This is a genomic window from Psychrobacillus sp. 05T411 (assembly GCF_056396485.1).
On record NZ_JBFTLO010000004.1, the window covers coordinates 1 to 19,614 of the forward strand.

Consider the following 19,614-nt stretch of genomic DNA (forward strand, 5'->3'; position numbering starts at 1 on the left):
ATAATAGAGAACTTAAAAAGCTCATGTTGTTTTGCTGGCATCATCATTAAATGATGTCAAAATTGTTTTGCTATCAAGTTAACCGAAGTTAATCTTTCAAGCTATATTTCTTAACGTTTTGCATGTTCAGTTTTCAATGTTCATGTTGTTTATTTTGTCGTTTTGTTTTGGCGACCTTTGTATCTTAACACCCTTTTTAATACTTCGTCAACACTTTATTCGACAAAATGTTATAAAAAGATAATAACATTTTATTCAGATAAATGCAACTACTTTCTTTAATTAGTTCAAACGGTACTTGAACCCTTGTGATATCTACTTTCCCCTAATACTACATTAATACTTTTATTCGCTATTATTCTCTTTCTATCTACATTTTTAAAAATAAAAAAAGAGACACTAGGCCTCTTTTTTCATTACATTCTATTTATAAGAAAATAAAATAACAAAGGAAAACAACCCATAAACCATACATAATAGGATGAACTTCTTTAATTCGTCCTGCTACGATCATCGTAATTGGATAGAAGATAAATCCGATAGCGATACCCGTTGCAATGGAGTACGTTAACGGCATTGCAATAATAACGAAGAATGCTGGAACTGCAATTTCGAATTTATTCCAATCAATTCGACCTAGAGATGATACCATCAATACCCCTACGATAATTAACGCCGGAGCAGTAACATTGGAAGTGATTACACTTAGCACAGGGTAGAAGAATAACGAAAGTAAGAATAAAACCCCTGTCACTATTGCTGCTAAACCAGTACGTGCACCTGCTGCAACACCTGCTGTAGATTCTACATAAGAAGTAGTTGTTGATGTTCCGGAGATTGCTCCAGCTACAGTTGCAATTGAATCTGCAAGCAATGCTTTACCTGCACGTGGGAGTTTATCATCTTTCATTAATCCTGCTTGGTTAGCTACGGAGATTAAAGTACCGGCAGTATCAAAGAAATCGACAAACAAGAATGTAAGAACAACAACTAAAAACTGAGTTGTTAACAAAGCTGCTGGATCATTGAAAATTGCATCAAAAGCTACTCCGAATGTTGGAGCCATGCTTGGAATACTTCCAACTACTGCATCCGGTACTGGAACTAAACTAAAAATCATACCTATAATAGCAGTAATTAGCATACCGTAGAAAATACCACCCTTAATACCTTTAACCATCATCACAACTGTAAGCACTAAACCAAAGATTGTTAATAGAATGTTAGGATTTGATAAATCTCCTAATGAGACTATAACATCTGGGTTACTAACGATAATTTTGGAATTTTGTAATCCAATGAAAGTGATAAATAAACCGATACCTGCACCAACTGCATATTTCAACTCAGCTGGAATAGCATTAATAATTGTTTCACGAATGCCTGATAGCGAAAGAACAATAAAAATTAGACCGGAAAACAAAACACCTGTTAAAGCAATTTGCCAAGGAATTTCATAAGTTAACACTACTGTATAAGCGAAGAACGCGTTTAGTCCCATTCCTGGTGCTAAAGCTATTGGATATCTTGCTAAAATCCCCATTAATATAGACCCGATTGCTGCAGCGATCGCCGTAGCAGTAAATACCGCTCCTTTGTCCATATACATGAAATCTGGTAAACCAGGTACAGTCTCGAGAGATAATGTTAATGGGTTTACTACTAGAATATACGCCATGGCTAAGAATGTTGTTAAACCACCTATGATTTCTCGGCGATAGTTTGTACCTAGTTCTTCAAACCTAAAATACTTTTTCATGTGATCCTCCATTTTTTGTCCGTATAAACAAAAAGAAAAGCATACGACCAGTTGACACGGTCGTATGCTTTACATATCCCTAAACAAGCGAAAGAAAAATAGTTCCACTCATCGTAGTCGAATCATTTACGGTGATTCGGTAGAGACTTTTGGGCCTTATTCCCAACGTTATACGACAACATAATTAAATTATATTAGTAATATAACATTGTACTTTTTGAAAATCAATACTAAATCCGAACATTTCTATCGTTTATTATAATATAGTTCGCTTTCTGACTATTCCCACTCAATAGTTGCTGGTGGTTTGCTCGTTACATCATACAGTACGCGGTTAATGTGAGGAACTTCATTTACCAGACGCACGCTTACTTTTTCAAGTACATCCCATGGAATACGCGCCCAGTCAGAAGTCATCCCATCTATAGAAGTAACTGCGCGAATACCGATTGCGTAATCATACGTACGAGCATCTCCCATTACGCCAACACTACGGATATCAGGTAGCACCGTGAAGTATTGCCAAATATCACGATCTAGTCCTGCTTTGGCGATTTCTTCGCGAAGGATTGCATCTGATTCACGAACGATTTCTAATTTTTCTTCTGTTATTTCTCCAAGAACGCGGATACCTAGTCCAGGACCTGGGAAAGGTTGACGCCAAACGATTGCTTCATCAAGACCAAGCTCTAAACCAAGTGCACGCACTTCGTCTTTAAACAAAGTTTTTAATGGCTCGATTAACTTGAACTGCATATCTTCAGGTAGTCCACCTACATTATGGTGAGATTTAATCGTTTGAGCTGTTGCCGTACCCGATTCGATAATATCTGTGTAAAGAGTTCCTTGTGCTAAGAAATCCATACCATCTAGTTTAGATGCTTCTTCATCAAATACGTAAATGAATTCATTCCCGATTATTTTACGTTTTCTCTCTGGGTCTGAAACGCCAGCTAGTTTATTCATGAAACGTTCGCGTGCATCAATTTTAATCACTTTCATATGGAAGCCTTCCGTGAAAGTCTTCATGACTTGTTCTACTTCACCTTTTCGGTTTAAGTTGTGGTCCACGAACATACAAGTTAATTGGTCGCCAATTGCTTTATGAATTAGAACAGCAACTACAGAGGAATCTACTCCACCACTAAGTGCACATAGAACCTTTTTGTCGCCAACTTCCGCGCGAATTTTTTCGATTTCCATTTCTACGAAGCTTTCCATTGTCCAGTCGCCTTTAGCATGGCAAATATCGAATACGAATTGACGAAGTAAATCGATTCCGTAAATAGAATGTCTTACTTCTGGGTGAAATTGAACAGCGTATAAATTCTTCGCTTCATTTGCCATTGCAGCAACTTCACAAGAAGGGCTCGTTGCAATTACTTCAAATCCTTCTGGAGCTACTGTTACATGGTCACCGTGACTCATCCATACAACTTGGTTTGCAGGAAGTTGTCCAAACAAAGCCGTCGCATTTTTTACATCTATTTCCGCTTTACCATATTCTCTGTGAGAAGCTTTTTCTACTTTCCCACCGAAATGTTGCGACATTAATTGCATCCCGTAACAAATACCTAAAATTGGAACACCAATGTCATAAATGGCTGGGTCAATATGAAATGCATTTTCATCATATACAGAGTTCGGACCACCTGAGAAAATGATTCCTGTAGCATTCATTTTCTTCAAATCTTCCGCTGTTACTGTATGTGGGTGCAACTCACTGTACACTCCGAATTCACGAATACGACGCGTGATTAGTTGGTTATATTGACTACCAAAATCTAGTACGACAATTTTTTCTTGTTCTTTCAACAATGGAGTTGAAGACATTAGCATCCACCTTTTCTCTATTAGTGATCCAAGCGCCTTAACTAGAATAAAAAAACGCGTAAGAAAGCAAACCTCTTTCTACGCGTTTATGTTCTCTACTTAAAAAGGTGAATGCAAATGCCCCAAAAAAGACATGATTGCATTCACCTTCATAGTCAAGTTATTATCGGTAACTTGGTAGAGACATCCGAACCATATTATCGGACATATACGAGGGCAACTTGGTCAATTTAATTTGACTTTAGTTTACAGCTTGTGACGTGTAAAATCAACCGCTTAGCTGATTGATTAAATATTCCCAACTTTCCCTCATCATTGAGTAATCAACGTCTTTTTTATTGCCACCGTAAAATCCTTTTTCGTATGCTTTTGTTAACTTTCTCATATGATTACCGTCAAAATAACCATCAATCTGCGTGGCATAATCTGTTAATGTTTGGCCAAGTTCTTTTCCATACCCGTAAGAATGAAGTTGTTTGAGTAACTGTTGATACATTTTTTCAAACGTATCCCAATCATTTTTTCTCGCGCGATACGCAGGGATCAACACTTTCGATAACCATTTGCGTCTATATCGATAAGCGAGTAACCCGATCAAGGCTATTCCGATGATGGACCATATAAATAGAGCTTTTCTGTCTAACACCCAATTGACACTGTTACTCATTGCTTCCGTGAACTTTTCAGAAACCTCTGCTCTTTCTGTCTCCGGCTTTGGTTTGGCAGGAGTCGGAGTTGGTGTCGGTGCAGGAGCTTCCAACTCATCCGTTTGAATATCTAAATCATAGTCTAAGTTAGCACTATTGGAAAATCCGATGGTAGGTTCGAAAGTCATCCATCCGATATTCGGAAAATACGCCTCGACCCATGAATGGGCTTGATTATTCGTTATTTCATAAATAGGTAAGCTATCTTCTCTTTGTACAATCTCTCCTGGTGCAAAGCCTTTCACCCAACGCGCCGGGATTCCTTCTGAACGAAGCAAAACTACCATTGAAGTTGAAAAGTTATCGCAATATCCTACCTTTGTATCAAATAAAAACTGATCGACATAATCCGTATCCCCTTCTGGAATGGCGGCTAATTGCTGGTTGTAGCGAAAACCATTTTGCCGGAAGTATCGCTCAATAGATTTCGTCTTTTCATATAAGCTTCCGTCTCCTTCCGTAATAGAACTAGCTAACTCTCGCACTCTATTTGGAAGAGTTTCTGGCAGTTGAAGATATCGATCAAATTCACTTGGTAGACTATCTAAACTTTCGTTTGTCGTATTTCGAAGTGCTTTCAAACTATAAACGGGCTCACTATAAGCAACATCATAGTTCTGAATCGGCACGGTGCTACCGCCGTTGAATGTAGATATTTTTTGATTTGTTTCGTTCCATGATAAAGTGAACGGCTCTAAGGCATCTACTCGCTTAATACCATAAGGTTGCATAACAAAAGGATATTCCTGCAACATAGAAATGCTTGCAATTGCGGTTCTCTCTTCCTCCCCCGATCTAATGTCGGATTGAATTATATCCCCTATATTATAGCTACTAATTTGCGCCTCCGTATTGGATTGAATCCATCCTTTAGATGTATAGGTGTCCTTCGTTTCGATTTTCCAATATTGTTTGGTCGGTACTTTAGCTGTAAATACAGGAGTGTCATCTGCGACAAATGCGCCACCTAAGTTTTCATCATTTTCTCCATAACCTACTTTTCGATGCCCACCACTTCCACCCTCTCCATTAATAGTAGATGATTTGGCAGAAGTGAAAAACGGTACTGGATCAGGCCAGCTCGGACCAGCTTTTGGTAATATAAATGCCACTGCTCCACTGATAACAAGTATTCCGATGAGACTTCCAATACTACCAAGTAAAAAAGAAGCTTTTATTTGCTCTTTATGTTCACTCCCAATTTTCTGCGCATACAACAATCCCATCGCGATAAATCCTGATACTAATGCAATGATAATACTTTTCTCTCCGTTATATGGACTGAAAGTATCTAAAATGGTTATGAATAAAATCGTCAGAATGAAAAATAATAGTATATTTTTTCTAACACGAATCCAATAATTTAATAAATACGTAGTCATCCACAACAGTAAAAAAAATAAGAAGGTGCGAAAAGGATTCGTTACTTCTAACCAATCGCGTGTAACTAATGCAGTTAGATTTACACGGAGCTCTTCTGTCATATAAGAAAAAGTATTTAAAGAGAAAAACGAAAAATCGGCGTAAATAGAAATAATAATCCAACCAATAAAAACTAACTTTAACGGGGCTGCAAAGTACCATCTCAACCTTACCAAGTAAAATAAAAAAGAGATCAATACGTACAAACTAAATAAATGCAAATGATCGGTATCCGTCAGCTCAATCACCGGTTTTAACCATTCAACCATTAACACAAATACAAATAAATAAATGAAAAAAGATAACACTGCTTTTTTACTCATGAACGAGTCACCTCCAAAAACGCTTGGGCAAAACGATCTTTCGTAATAGTATGAACCCGAACGCCTCTACTTGCAGCAAACTGATGCAAGACTTGTTCATCTTTCATTAACTTCCCATCTTTTTGTTTCACAACAAAGCATGTACAAACCCGTAAATTACTTGCGGTTTTTTGAACACTATCTATCCATTCATATGTAAGATTACTTGTCACATATAAAAGAGAAGTTGCTTGTGCCAATGCCCCGTCATGTAAGATGACTTGTTCAATGGACTTCGTTAAATCAGGTTGCACTTTCGTTAAATGGTATAGCACACGTTGTAATTGGGCTTCACTTTGAACAGTCGGCATAAGAAAACGATTTTCACCTAAAGACAAAAATGCACTGGATGCTTGATGACGTACGATTGCTTGTAAAATAGAGGCAGTTAAATCGACTATTTCATCAAAAAAGGGTGTCGGTGTCCGGTCCATCAAGACGAATAAATCTTGAGATTGACGATCTTCAAACTCTTTCGTTTTGAGCGTTTGCGTTCTGGCAAAGGACTTCCAGTGAATCCAAGAAACCCGGTCACCCGGTTGATAAGATCTTACCCCTGTAGCCATGGAAGTATCTTTCATCGTTTGAATTCTAGAAGCAGCTGCACCTTGGTCATACCGAGTTTCAATCGGGACATATACCATTTCCGTCACATTCGGAAACACGAGGACTGTTTTAGGATTAGGAATAAATGACTCTTTCTTTACCCAACCAAATAAATCACTCACTTGAATCGTTAGCCCCTCTAGTACATGTTCCCCACGTGGAATATGATCCATTTCATAAGTCCATATAAACTCTTTTTTCATCCCCCAAAAAATCATTCGTTTCCGCGAAATGAGATGTGCTAATGATGGACTAACTTTTTCTTCAAATTTTACATACATTAGCGGAAAATGACTATTTCTTTTCACGTGAATGGTTGCCGCAAACTTTCCACCGCTATACACATTACGAGTGTCGATTGTTCTAGTTACTTCCAACTTCTTAAGTGGATAAAAGAATAAGAGCACAGAATAAATAGAAAGCGGAATTAACGCATAAAATAAAAACCAACTAACAAATCCACCTTGGAACATTGCATAAACGAAGGTTACGATTAAAAGAAAGATAGTACCAATGAAACCTTTTAATTGTCGTAATCGTTTTAATCGCTGTTTCATTGATTTACTGTCCTCTTATATGGGACCGGTGTTCGCTTAATAATTCGAGCTAATACTTCCTCTGTGGAAATTCCATCATATCTAGCTTCTGGTCTTAGGATGACCCGATGCCCGAAAACGAAGGGAGTCAAATATTGAATATCATCCGGTATGACGAAATCTCTTCCTTGAAGCATTGCATAACTTTGCGCTGCTCTCATTAGTGCGATAGAAGCTCTAGGGCTAACCCCCAAATAAATATAGGTATCCTGTCTCGTTCGATTGGCAAGATCGACAATATATCCTTTCATCGTCTGATCGACTTTCACCATTTTCACTTGTTGTTGTAAATGGATTAATTGTTCCAACGTAACAACTGACGTTATATGTTCAATCGGCGTTAACTTTTCCACTCTATCAAGAATTTCTATTTCTTCACTTGGATGCGGATATCCCATTTTTAATTTCATTAAAAATCGGTCTAGCTGTGCTTCTGGTAGTGGGTATGTCCCTTCATGCTCAATTGGATTTTGCGTCGCCATGACAAAAAACGGTTTTGCTATTGGCATAGTGATTCCATCTATAGTAACGGATGCCTCTTCCATTCCCTCGAGGAGTGCTGATTGTGTCTTAGGTGAAGTACGATTTATCTCATCTGCGAGTATAATATTTCCCATAATTGGTCCTGCTCTAAATTCAAATTCCATTTCTTTTGGGTTGTAAATGGAAACGCCTAATACATCGGATGGCAATAAATCCGGCGTAAATTGAATTCGTTTAAAATCGGCACCGATTGATTTGGCAAGTGCCCGTACCATCATCGTTTTTCCAACGCCTGGTACATCTTCTAGAAGCACATGTCCTTCAGCAAGAAGTGCGATCACGGCAAGCTCTGCTATGTTTTTTTTACCGATCATCACTTTTTCTATGTTTGTAATAATAGATTGAATTTGCAATTGTTCCGTCATTTATTTTCCCCCGGTACATTCTATTGAAAGATTAGTTTGAAAATTAATGTAATACTCATTTAGCATACCGAAAATTACAATATAAAACAAATAAGAAAAGCCGAGCCATCTTTTAGTAGACAGCTCGGCTTACAATTATTATTTCCAGAAATCATCAAATACTGTAATTGGCATATGTCGCTTATGCAAAGAGCGATTATAGAAACCTTCTATTTTTTCTTGTGATTCTTTTGATACTATCTTACCTTCTAAATAATCATCAATTTCATCATACCTTACACCAAGTGCTACCTCGTCCGGAAGTGCTGGGCGGTTCTCTTCTAAATCCGCAGTCGGTACTTTCAAATATAAATGCTCTGGGCAACCTAATTGTTTGAGTAACTGCTTTCCTTGACGTTTATTTAAACGGAAGATCGGAGTCAAATCGACACCACCATCACCGTATTTTGTGTAGAATCCAGTGACCGCTTCTGCTGCATGATCTGTTCCTAGTACGACACCATTATACATCGCAGCAATCGAATACTGCGCCTTCATACGTTCTCTAGCTTTTTCATTTCCTTTAGCGAAATCTGATAGCGTAATACCCGCATCACTTAGCGCTCTTGCACTTGCATCGACTGCTTCCTTAATATTAATCGTAACAGTTTTAGACGGTTGAATAAAATCTAATGCATCTTGCCGCTCGTGCTCATCGAATTGCACTCCGTACGGTAAGCTTACCGCGATAAATGCATAAGTTTCTTCGCCAACTTCTTTATTTAGTTCATCCACGGCAAGTTGCGCAAGCTTTCCTACTAATGTAGAGTCTTGGCCTCCTGAAATTCCGAGTACCATGCTTTTTAGAAAAGGATGTTTTTTTAAATACGCCTTCATGAAATCAATGCTAGTTCGAATTTCTTTTTCTACATTAACAGTTGGTTTTACTTTCAGCGCTTCAATAATCTCTTGTTGCATTGTAGTCACTATTACAGCCCTCCATTTTGCTCAATAAGATTATGTTCCATTTCTTTTACTTCTTGAATATTACGCATTTTATTGTCCCAACATTTTTGGCTTAAATCGACTGGATACTCCTCTGGGTTAAGCGAACGTTTATACTCGTCCCAAAGTAAATCTAGATTTTTATGCGCATACTCTCGAACTTCATGTAAGTCCGGAATTTGATACGTAACTTCTCCATTTTCAATCACTTGTACATGTAATTCTTTCGCTTCGAAGTTCGTCACAAATTTGGATACAAATGTGTGTACTGGATGGAACATTTTCAAGCGTTTTTCATGTGTTGGATCTTCATCGTGCATTGTAATATAGTCGCCTTCTGCTTTGCCATTTTCTTTATCAATAATTCTATAAAGCTTCTTTTCACCAGGCGTTGTTACTTTTTCTGTTGTGGAAGATATTTTAATCGTATCTTCCATCGTTCCATTTTCATCCTCGATCGAGACGATTTTATATACCGCTCCAAGCGCAGGCTGATCATAACCCGTTATTAGCTTCGTTCCAATACCCCAGCTATCCACTTTTGCTCCTTGAGCCTTTAAGTTTAAAATCGTATATTCATCTAAATCATTCGATACGATAATTTTAGCATTCGGAAATCCAGCAGCGTCCAGCATCTTTCTAGCTTCTTTCGAGAGAAATGAAATATCCCCTGAATCTAGTCGAATGCCAATAAAGTTAATCTTGTCGCCAAGTTCCTTCGCTACTTTAATCGCAGTAGGGACACCCGTTTTTAACGTGTTATACGTATCCACTAAAAAAACACAGTCTTTATGACGTTTTGCATACGAATGGAAAGCTTCATATTCACTTTTATACGCTTGTACTAAAGAGTGCGCATGTGTTCCAGAAACAGGAATTCCGAACATTTTCCCCGCACGTACATTACTAGTAGATTCAATTCCACCTATATACGCTGCGCGAGTTCCCCAAATAGCTGCATCCATTTCTTGTGCGCGTCTAGATCCAAATTCCATGGCAATTTCATCTTTTACTACTTGTTTAATGCGTGACCCTTTTGTAGCGATAAGCGTTTGATAATTCACGATGTTTAAAAGTGCGGTTTCCACAAGCTGCGCCTCTACTAGAGTAGATTCGATACGCATAATTGGCTCATTCGGAAACACAAGCTCTCCTTCCACCATCGAATAAACGTCACCAGTAAAACGAACCGTCCGCAAATAATCGATAAAATCTTCCTTGTAGCCAACCTCATTTTGCAAATAATCTAAGTCACTTTCCGTAAAATGAAAATCCCGCAAATAATCAAGGCATCTTTCTAGTCCTGCAAAAATAGCGTAGCCATTTCCAAACGGAAGCTTTCGAAAAAACAATTCAAATACTGCTTTCCTTTCATGCATATTATCTGCCCAATAAGATTCCGCCATATTAATTTGGTATAAATCAGTATGTAAAGCTAAACCGTCGTCTGGATAATTTTTTTTCATGATAAACCCCTTCTCCATAACTTATCACTGCTAACTCATTTCTATTTGAACCTAGTATACACTATTTCCCCTTTTTCTTGGATATATAAACTATAGCTATCCTTTCGTAAACTAGGGATAATGCGTTGTAGTGCGTTGACTAGTAACAGCTATGATTTTCGCTGCAGTCGTACGCTTTCCGCCGGATGAGCGATGAGCCATTCCCGCCGCTTAGGCGTACGTTGGAATGTCTCATTTTGCTCCCTCATCCGGCTGGAGTCGACGCCTGCAGCGAAAATCAATGGAAATATCACTAACTTACTCAGCATCAACCGATTTAAAAACAAAATCTTATACAGTTTTTGGACCGTGTGAACCCAATAAATGGCTTAGGGCAACAGATCTTTCATTGAAAGCAATCAATACTATTCCGAAAGCAATCAAATCAGCATGAGAGCAACCAAATTGCTGGTGAAAGCAACCAATTCTTAAAATATCTCTTTACTTGGAGTGAGATACCGATGACTACGTCGCATTATCCCTACACTGCGAAAAACAACATAAAGAAACCAGCCATTTCAAATTAATGGCTGGTTTCTTTTAACTTAATCTATTACTCACCCAAAGGAGATACAACCGTTACGATATATTCCGCGATTGCGTCAATCTCTTCTGCTGTAAGTGTATCTTTAAATGCTGGCATGGATACACCTCCATTTGTTATACGATCAATCGTTTCTTGTTTATTTTCCGCTACTTTGCTATTTTGTAGATTTGGACCATTATGACCATTAGCACCTTGATCCCCATGACAAGCGATACAGCTATTTCTATATTCAGCTAAACCAGCATCAATAGCACTTACTGTTTCACCTGTTGCTTCGCCTTCTGTTGTCTCTTCTTGCTGTTTTTCTTTAGCAGAAGCATCAATTACTTGACCTTCGGGTAAAGTGCCACCTATTTTGAACGTGTAAATTTTATCGCCATGCTTAGATCCGGCAAGTGCATTACCTGCAGCGTAAATGGAGATGTACTGTTCTCCATCTATTTCATACGTAACGGAAGGAGCATTTGCACCTGCATCCATCATGTATTCCCATAATTGATCTCCTGTTTTAGCATCAAAAGCAAATAAGCGACCATCGTTATGACCTACAAAAACTAGATTTCCAGCAGTTGTTAAAACCCCGCTATATGCTTGAGCATCCCATTTTTGTTGCCATACGATTTTATTTGTTTTTACATCCATCGCAGTTACTGTACCTCGTGATGGTGCATCTTGAATAGGACCAAAAATACTTCCAAAATACTGATCCCCTTCTTTAAACTCTGATAATTCACTTCTTTCAAATGACATATAAGTGTCGTTACCTAAAACGTAGAAGAGCTCTGTATCCGGATTATATGCCGAAGGAGGCCAGTTAGCCCCACCGGATGGGCCCGGTTTAATTGTAATTGGAACATCCCAGAACGGTGTGAAAATGCTTCCAATTTCTCCAGTGAAATCAGGCGATAAGTCTTTTTTCACATCTTCTTCCATTACAGCTTGTGGTACGAATGAATCTCCCACTGGAAACGGCTGAGTTGCTGCCGTTTTTTGCTCAGCCATTTGTGGAACCGGTTTCTCTTCAATACCTACAAGCGGTGTTCCATCCGCACGATCTAAGAAATAAATCCAACCTGTTTTCCCTGCTTGTCCAAGACCTTTACGCATTTTCCCATCCATTTCAACATCGTATAAAATAACTGGATTCGCAGGGTCCATATCCCAAATATCATGATGTACTTGCTGGAAATGCCATACATAATCTCCATTCTCCGCATTCACCGCTACAATGGAGTTTGCATAAAGATTGTCCCCTTCACGATTACTACCATCTAAGTCAGGAGCCGTATTTCCAGTTGCAAAGTAAATATAGCCAAGTTCCGGATCAACCGCTGGAGTATTCCAAACAGGTCCCCCTCCAGTTAACCATGCATCATTATCGGAAGGCCAGCTGTCACCATCAATATCTCCTGGTCCAGGAATTGTATAGAAACGCCAAACTTCAAATCCTAAATCCGAATCATAAGCCATTACGCGACCACGTATACCATATTCTCCCCCAGCGACACCTGTATACACTTTACCGTTATAGAAAAGCGGTGCACTAGTAATCGTATAACCCTCTTCCCATTCTGCTACTTTTGTTTCCCAAATCACTTCACCCGTTTTTTGGTCAAGTGCAACTAAACGTGCATCTAGTAAACCTACATATACTTTTCCATCACCGACTGCAACCCCACGTGTTGTCCATCCACAACAAACTGTATCCATTTCTTGTGGAATCTCCGGAGTGTATGCCCAAATCTGTTCACCTGTTTTGGCATCAATAGCGAATACGTCATTAGCTCCAGTTGCAATATACATAATCCCGTCCACTACGATTGGAGTAGCTTCACCAGAGTGTTTCCMCTCTGCTCCGGAACCAAGACTACTTACCCAAGTTGGTTTTAAATCCCCTATATTTTCAGACGTAATCTGATTCAAAGTGGAATAGCGGCGGTTATAATAATCTCCTCCGTGAATGGCCCAATCCGTTGAAGCATACTCTACTTTTTCATCCGGATTTGCAGGACTTGGTGCGACTTTTCCTTCCGCTTTTGGCTCTTCTTCTGATTCATTTTGTGTTACTTCCCCTACATCTGACACGCCAGTATCGGCTACTTCTTCTTTGTCTTTATCGGCAATAAGCCAAAGTCCAAAAATTGCTACCATGGCAATTATTACACCGATAAAGATTTGTGTATCTACTGAATTCCTTTGCTTTTGCATCTTCCATCCCCCTTTGTTCACATTTTAGACATAAACTCCATTACTAGTATACTACTACTTTTTTCCTATTACAATGAATTTTCTTTCAACTTAAAAATAATTGTCAGCGTTTACAAAGGTAATAGACAGAACAAAAAGAACTATCCAAGATCTTATACTTCTTGGACAGTTCTATTTTTTTTTACTTACCCAAAGGAGAAACGACCGTCACGATATAGTCTGCTATCGCTTCAATTTCTTTGGAAGTTAATGAATCTTTAAATGATGGCATAGTTGCCCCGCCATTTGTTATTCGATCGATTACATTTTCTCTACTTTCTGCGAACTTACTATCCTGTAGATTCGGCCCATTATGCCCGTTCGCTCCTTGATTGCCGTGACAAGCGATACAACTATTTGTATAAAGGACTAAACCGGCATCTACGCTACTTACTGTTTCACCTTCCGTGGCTACATCGGTAGCGGTCTCTTTTGAATTAGCACTTGCCGAAGCATCAATCACTTGCCCTTCAGGTAAAGTTCCCCCTAATTTAAATGTGTAAATTTTATCGCCATGCTTGGAACCTGCTAGAGCATTCCCTGCGGCATAGATAGAAATGTATTGTTCTCCATCAATCTCATAGGTAACGGACGGAGCATTTGCACCAGCATCCATCATATATTCCCATAATTGATCTCCTGTTTTAGCGTCAAAAGCAATTAAACGACCATCGTTATGCCCTACAAAAACAAGATTTCCTGCAGTTGTTAAGACACCACTGTATGCAATGGAATCCCAATTATGTTGCCAAGCAATTTTATTTGTTTTTACATCAATTGCAGTAACTGTTCCTCTAGCTGGTGCATCTAATACTGGACCAAAAATACTTCCTAAATACATATCACCTTCTTGAAATTCCATTAACTCTCTTCTTTCAAAAGAGAAGTAATTGTCAGCACCTAATACATAGTAATACTCGGTATCAGGATTATACGCGGAAGGCGGCCAGTTTGCACCACCAAATGTACCTGGTTTAAGTGTAATCGGTACATCCCAAAATGGTGTATAAATATCTCCAATATCTCCTGTAAATTCAGGTCCTAAATCCCTTTTCACGTCTTCTTCTGTTACGCCTTGTGGCACAAACGCATCTCCAATCGGAAAAGGTTGAGTTGCTGCTGTTTTTTGACGTTCATCTTGTGGTACTGGTTTTTCTTCAATACCTACTAATGGGGTTCCATCCGTACGATCTAAGAAATAAATCCAACCAGTTTTACCCGCTTGCCCAAGACCTTTACGCATTTTCCCATCCATTTCGACATCGTATAAAATTACCGGGTTGGCAGGGTCCATATCCCAAATATCATGATGTACTTCTTGGAAATGCCACACATAATCTCCATTCTCCGCATTTACCGCTACAACGGAGTTAGCATAGAGATTATCCCCCTCACGACTACTCCCGTCTATATCAGGTGCTGTATTTCCAGTTGCAAAATAAATATATCCAAGCTCTGGATCAACCGCTGGTGTATTCCAAACAGGTCCCCCACCAGTTAGCCATGCGTCATTATCTGAAGGCCAAGAGTCGCCATCAATATCGCCCGGTCCAGGAATTGTATAGAAGCGCCATACTTCAAATCCTAAATCCGAATCATATGCCATTACGCGACCGCGAATACCATATTCTCCACCGGCTACACCCGTGTAGACTTTACCGTTGTAATAAAGTGGTGCACTAGTAACGGTGTATCCTTCTTCCCATTCCGCTACCCTTGTTTCCCACAATTCTTCTCCAGTCTTTTGATCAAGTGCCACTAAACGAGCATCCAATAAACCTACATATACTTTTCCATCACCAACTGCAACTCCACGTGTTGTCCATCCACAACATACCGTGTCCATTTCCTGTGGTATCTCCGGGGTATATGCCCAAATCTGTTCACCTGTTTTTACATCAATAGCGAATACGTCATTAGCACCAGTTGCAATATACATAATGCCATCTACTACTATCGGTGTAGCCTCTCCCGAATGTTTATCTTCTGCTCCAGAACCAAGACTACTCACCCAGGTTGGTTTTAAATCCCCTATGTTTTCAGATGTAATTTGATTTAAAGTGGAATAACGTCTGTTATAATAATCGCCTCCATGGATTGCCCAATCTTTTGAGGCATATTCTACTTTAATATCAGGATTAGCCGGACTAGGTACCATCTTATCCTCTACCTTAACTTCTACCTCAACTTCGGTCTGAGATCCCACTTCTGTTCCTTCTTTTACAGTTATTGTAGCAAATTCGGATACTTCCTCTTGTTCTTTATCAGAATATATATAAAGAACAAGAATCGTTACTAGGGCAATAATACTTCCGATTAAAACTTTTGCCCATACGGATATGTGTTCACCTCTCATTTTAATCCTCCCCTTTAAACTATTAATTTGCCATTTCATTAGTTTATGTTTCGGATTCCAAATAAATGATACCGCTTACATTTGATTGCATAAGAAAAAACCGCCCACGAACATTAGCTCATGGACAGTTTTCGGGATGATTATTTAGTTAAGTCTTGGCACCCTTGATAAATCAAATCAAACAGCTCTTCAATATCTGATTCTTCTACACATGAGAATGCGACACGAATATCTGTTTTATTGTTTGCAATAACTCCAACACCATATTGATCTAATAAATGAAGGCGGAGTGTTTCCGCATCCAAATTCGTTAACTTCAAGCACATGAAGTAACCAGAGTTAAATGGATAATATGTCCAGTAAGGAGCAAACTTTTCATTTGCGAGTACTTCCTTCGTTTTAACGGCACGGGCTTTCATAATTTGGAATTTCTCTTCTTTTTCTTTTAAAAACTCTTCTGATTGTAGAGATTCCAAAAGAATTGTTTGTGAAATATGAGAACCGCTCGAAACCGTTCCGCGGATAATTCCTTTTGTTTTTTGTTCCAACGCATCTAATACATCAGGCGTAGCAGCGTAAGTGATAAATCCAACGCGTAAGCCCCAAACATAGTTTTCTTTCGTAGCCCCGTCGATTTTCACCGGTAAAATATTCGGATGGCTTTCTGCTAATAATCCGAATAATGATTCCTTGATCGAATCTTCATAGAATAAGCCAAAATAAGCATCATCTAATAATACAACTAATTTTGTTCCAGCAGCGGCAGCATCTACTAATACTTGAACAATTGCTTGTGCTTCATTAACCGATGGTGTATAACCAGTTGGATTGTTCGGGAAGTTTAATAACACAATCGCTTTTTCTTTTTGCTTGGCTAATGTTTCACGGAAGGCTTCTACATGAAAACCATTTTGTTCATTAAATAACGGGAACGTTTCAACACGACCGCCTCTTCTTACTTGAAAAACGGTATTATAGTTACCCCAATATTGCTCAGGTGAAATAAGGACATCACCAGGGTTCATAAACAAATCCGCTACGATACTTAAACCATGCGTTAAGGCACTAGTTACAATCGGCAATCCAATCGACTTGTTTTGCATAGAAGGATTATCGGTTAATAATTTGTCTTTCCAAATGGAACGTAATAATTCTTTTCCTTGCGGAGCTGCATAAGGATAAATATCTTTTGGAGCGTACCCTAATTTTTCTTGTATGTGACGGAAATGCATCGGTTCTCCATTTTCCGTTGCGATTCCTATTGTTGCGTTAAAGCGATGTGCTTTTTTCCCTGCTTCTGCACTTTGGCTTAATATTCCTTTAGGATAATATAAACTCTTTCCTAGGTCGGATAACATGTCAAAAATGACAGGATTTTCTTTTTGCATTTTTTCATTTAATTGCACGGCTAAAGCATTCATCTATTGGTACCTCCAGAAAGTTGATATAGAAATATTGTACTCTATTTCATTAAAGTATTGTAGTTTTTCTCGAAATATATTGAATATTTCACGACTTATCTAATTCCAAAATGACCGGACAATGATCACTTCCAAGTACATGCGCATCAATGGAAGCATCCTTTAAAACAGGTGTAAGTTTTTGTGAAGCTATGAAATAATCAATTCGCCACCCAATATTTCGTTCACGCACCTTATTCATGTACGACCACCAAGAATAAGCACCTTCACGTTCCGGATAAAAATAGCGGAAAGTATCCACAAAACCAGCCGCTAGCAAATCCGTCATTTTTCCACGTTCCTCTAAAGTAAAACCAGAGTTTCCTCTATTAGATTTAGCATTTTTCAAGTCTATTTCTGCGTGCGCAACATTTAAATCGCCACACATAATGACCGGCTTCACTTCGTCTAGTTTTTTCAAATATGTACGCATATCGTCTTCCCACTCCAAACGATAAGCAAGTCTCGTTAAATCACGTTTTGCATTCGGTGTGTAGACATTTACTAAGAAAAAGTCTTCGAATTCTAGTGTAATAATTCTTCCTTCATCTTCCGTCTCTAAATCGCCAACACCATATTTCACAGACAGTGGCTTCACTTTCGTAAACACAGCGGTTCCAGAATAACCTTTTTTCACTGCATAATTCCAATATTGCTCATACCCGTCTAACTGCAAGTCTATTTGTCCTTCCTGCAGTTTAGTCTCTTGCAAACAAAAGATATCTGCGTTCACTTCATTAAAATAATCTAAAAAACCTTTCTGCACACATGCGCGCAACCCGTTCACATTCCAAGATACTAATTTCATATGTATTCCTCCTTACAAATAAAGCTGTCCAATTCAAATATGTTGTATTTACAACAAAAATAAATTCATTTACACTAATATGTACATATAAATAGATTATGACTTGAGTCTACCTGCATGTCTAATTAAAAGAAAAGAGCTGAAAATGAATGGATTCTAAAAGAATAACAGAAGATAGTGACTTACAAAAAGCGTTTCAAATAAGAAAAGAAGTATTTGTGAAAGAACAGGGTGTACCTTTAGATGCTGAATTTGATGAATTCGATAGGCTAGATGGACAATGTGAGCATGTTTTAGTCTATTATGAGGACCAACCTGTTGGAACCGGTCGATTAAGAGTAGTGGATGGAATAGGGAAATTAGAACGTATTTGTATTTTAGAGCCCTATCGTAAATTTGGTCTTGGGAAAGTTATTATTAGTGGGCTAGAAGAGATGGCAAAAGGCATGGGATTATCTCAAGTTAAATTACATGGCCAAACACATGCAGAAGGTTTTTATGAAAAACTTGGCTACCAAACTTCATCGGACGTATTTGACGAAGATGGCATTCCTCATATTTTAATGAAAAAAAACATTGGTTGAATAGTGAGCGACCTACAAAAGTCCATTTAGTAAAACTGATGATAGACTTTTTTAGGTCATACAGATTTAATTAGAAATTTCGCCGATTAAACAATAGGGTTGACCAGAACTAATGGAACGAATAACCCCACTTGCTATTTCCTCATTCGTTAACCATCTTTGTCTATCATTTTCTTTAACAAAGCCTAGTTGTATGAAATTATACGCTATGTCTTTTTGGGTTTGGTATTGTTTTTGCAAATTTTTAGCGTTCGCTTTGCTACCTATTACTTGCCATACATTACTTTTCTCCTCTACCAATTCAAATACAGTAGAAAGTGCATGAAGACCATCAGTATGCAGCCAAACAACCGCCTCTGTTAAAGGACCATATACTTGTATATTTTTTTGTAGCGCATTGTACAACTTGGCAGCATCTCGATAATCAAGATAGATTGCTTTAATATTTACAGGATTAGGACAAGAATCTTTCATTCTATTCATTTTTTCCTCATTCCGTGCAATTACCGTAACAATATGATTACTATCTGCGTACCACTTTGTCACTTCTGCTAACATTCCCGTTCCACCAATTATACAAATATGTTTCATTTGCAATCCCCCTTTCAAGAAAATAGATTAATGCTATTTTCAAAATGTCTCAACAAATATATTCGTTTTTCCAAATTAGTATGTAATATAAAATGCAATAGTCAAATGCTGTGCATATGCGCAACGTTTCTAGAAATTGGGTCACAGTCTCGTCATCTCTCACCAAGTAAAGAGCTATTTTAAGAATTGGTTGCTCTCATCGGCGATTTGGTTGCTTTCATGCGGATTTGGTTGCTTTCGCGTTGATTTAGTTGCTTTCCGAATAGAATTGGTTGCTTTCAATGCCCGTTTAGTTGCCCTTATCCATTTATTGGATTTATTTCATTTACTTTAGACGCA

Annotated in this window: 13 protein-coding genes and 2 riboswitches; of the genes, 1 reads left to right on the forward strand and 12 read right to left on the reverse strand. The window is 38.4% G+C overall.

Going from position 1 to position 19,614, the window contains the following annotated elements; all coding sequences use genetic code 11:
- Positions 1-427: 427 nt before the first annotated feature.
- The 11 genes from AC1DFT_RS04235 to AC1DFT_RS04285 form a co-directional block, all read right to left on the reverse strand.
- On the reverse strand, positions 428-1,759 hold the full coding sequence (locus AC1DFT_RS04235; RefSeq protein WP_477917940.1) for an NCS2 family permease: 1,332 nt from the start codon (positions 1,757-1,759) through the stop codon (positions 428-430).
- Positions 1,760-1,853: 94 nt separating this feature from the next.
- Positions 1,854-1,955: riboswitch (purine riboswitch) on the reverse strand.
- 83 nt (positions 1,956-2,038) lie between these two features.
- Positions 2,039-3,592 (reverse strand): glutamine-hydrolyzing GMP synthase, encoded by a 1,554-nt coding sequence (gene guaA, locus AC1DFT_RS04240; RefSeq protein ID WP_477917942.1) that lies wholly within the window; start codon positions 3,590-3,592, stop codon positions 2,039-2,041.
- 132 nt (positions 3,593-3,724) lie between these two features.
- A riboswitch (purine riboswitch) is annotated at positions 3,725-3,826 on the reverse strand.
- A gap of 34 nt (positions 3,827-3,860) precedes the next feature.
- Positions 3,861-6,044, reverse strand: a complete 2,184-nt coding sequence (locus AC1DFT_RS04245) for a DUF4129 domain-containing transglutaminase family protein (protein ID WP_477917944.1) — start codon at positions 6,042-6,044, stop codon at positions 3,861-3,863.
- A complete protein-coding gene (locus tag AC1DFT_RS04250; protein ID WP_477917946.1) occupies positions 6,041-7,246 on the reverse strand; it encodes a DUF58 domain-containing protein in 1,206 nt (401 codons plus the stop codon). The genes AC1DFT_RS04245 and AC1DFT_RS04250 overlap by 4 nt, the downstream gene beginning before the upstream one ends.
- A complete protein-coding gene (locus AC1DFT_RS04255) occupies positions 7,243-8,193 on the reverse strand; it encodes an AAA family ATPase (protein ID WP_477917948.1) in 951 nt (316 codons plus the stop codon). Before AC1DFT_RS04255 ends, AC1DFT_RS04250 begins: the two co-directional genes overlap by 4 nt.
- 138 nt (positions 8,194-8,331) lie before the next feature.
- Positions 8,332-9,150, reverse strand: coding sequence for an ammonia-dependent NAD(+) synthetase (gene nadE, locus AC1DFT_RS04260; RefSeq protein ID WP_477918084.1), 819 nt, complete (start codon positions 9,148-9,150; stop codon positions 8,332-8,334).
- An 11-nt stretch (positions 9,151-9,161) separates the two neighbouring features.
- A complete protein-coding gene (locus AC1DFT_RS04265) occupies positions 9,162-10,643 on the reverse strand; it encodes a nicotinate phosphoribosyltransferase (protein WP_477917950.1) in 1,482 nt (493 codons plus the stop codon).
- Positions 10,644-11,235: 592 nt separating this feature from the next.
- Positions 11,236-13,437 (reverse strand): outer membrane protein assembly factor BamB family protein, encoded by a 2,202-nt coding sequence (locus tag AC1DFT_RS04270; RefSeq protein WP_477917952.1) that lies wholly within the window; start codon positions 13,435-13,437, stop codon positions 11,236-11,238.
- A gap of 181 nt (positions 13,438-13,618) precedes the next feature.
- The gene (locus tag AC1DFT_RS04275; protein ID WP_477917954.1) at positions 13,619-15,832 is read right to left on the reverse strand and encodes an outer membrane protein assembly factor BamB family protein; all 2,214 of its coding nucleotides are present in this window, start codon (positions 15,830-15,832) and stop codon (positions 13,619-13,621) included.
- A 140-nt stretch (positions 15,833-15,972) separates the two neighbouring features.
- Complete coding sequence (locus AC1DFT_RS04280; protein ID WP_477917956.1) at positions 15,973-17,253, reverse strand: aminotransferase class I/II-fold pyridoxal phosphate-dependent enzyme; 1,281 nt, start codon at positions 17,251-17,253, stop codon at positions 15,973-15,975.
- Positions 17,254-17,341: 88 nt separating this feature from the next.
- A complete protein-coding gene (locus AC1DFT_RS04285; protein WP_477917957.1) occupies positions 17,342-18,100 on the reverse strand; it encodes an exodeoxyribonuclease III in 759 nt (252 codons plus the stop codon).
- A 149-nt stretch (positions 18,101-18,249) separates the two neighbouring features.
- Here AC1DFT_RS04285 and AC1DFT_RS04290 point away from each other — a divergent pair, with 149 nt between their 5' ends.
- Positions 18,250-18,684 (forward strand): GNAT family N-acetyltransferase, encoded by a 435-nt coding sequence (locus tag AC1DFT_RS04290; protein ID WP_477917958.1) that lies wholly within the window; start codon positions 18,250-18,252, stop codon positions 18,682-18,684.
- Between the two features lie 66 nt (positions 18,685-18,750).
- Here the strand turns inward: AC1DFT_RS04290 and AC1DFT_RS04295 are convergent, their stop codons facing one another.
- Positions 18,751-19,275 (reverse strand): Rossmann-fold NAD(P)-binding domain-containing protein, encoded by a 525-nt coding sequence (locus AC1DFT_RS04295; RefSeq protein WP_477917959.1) that lies wholly within the window; start codon positions 19,273-19,275, stop codon positions 18,751-18,753.
- Between the last annotated feature and the right edge of the window lie 339 nt (positions 19,276-19,614).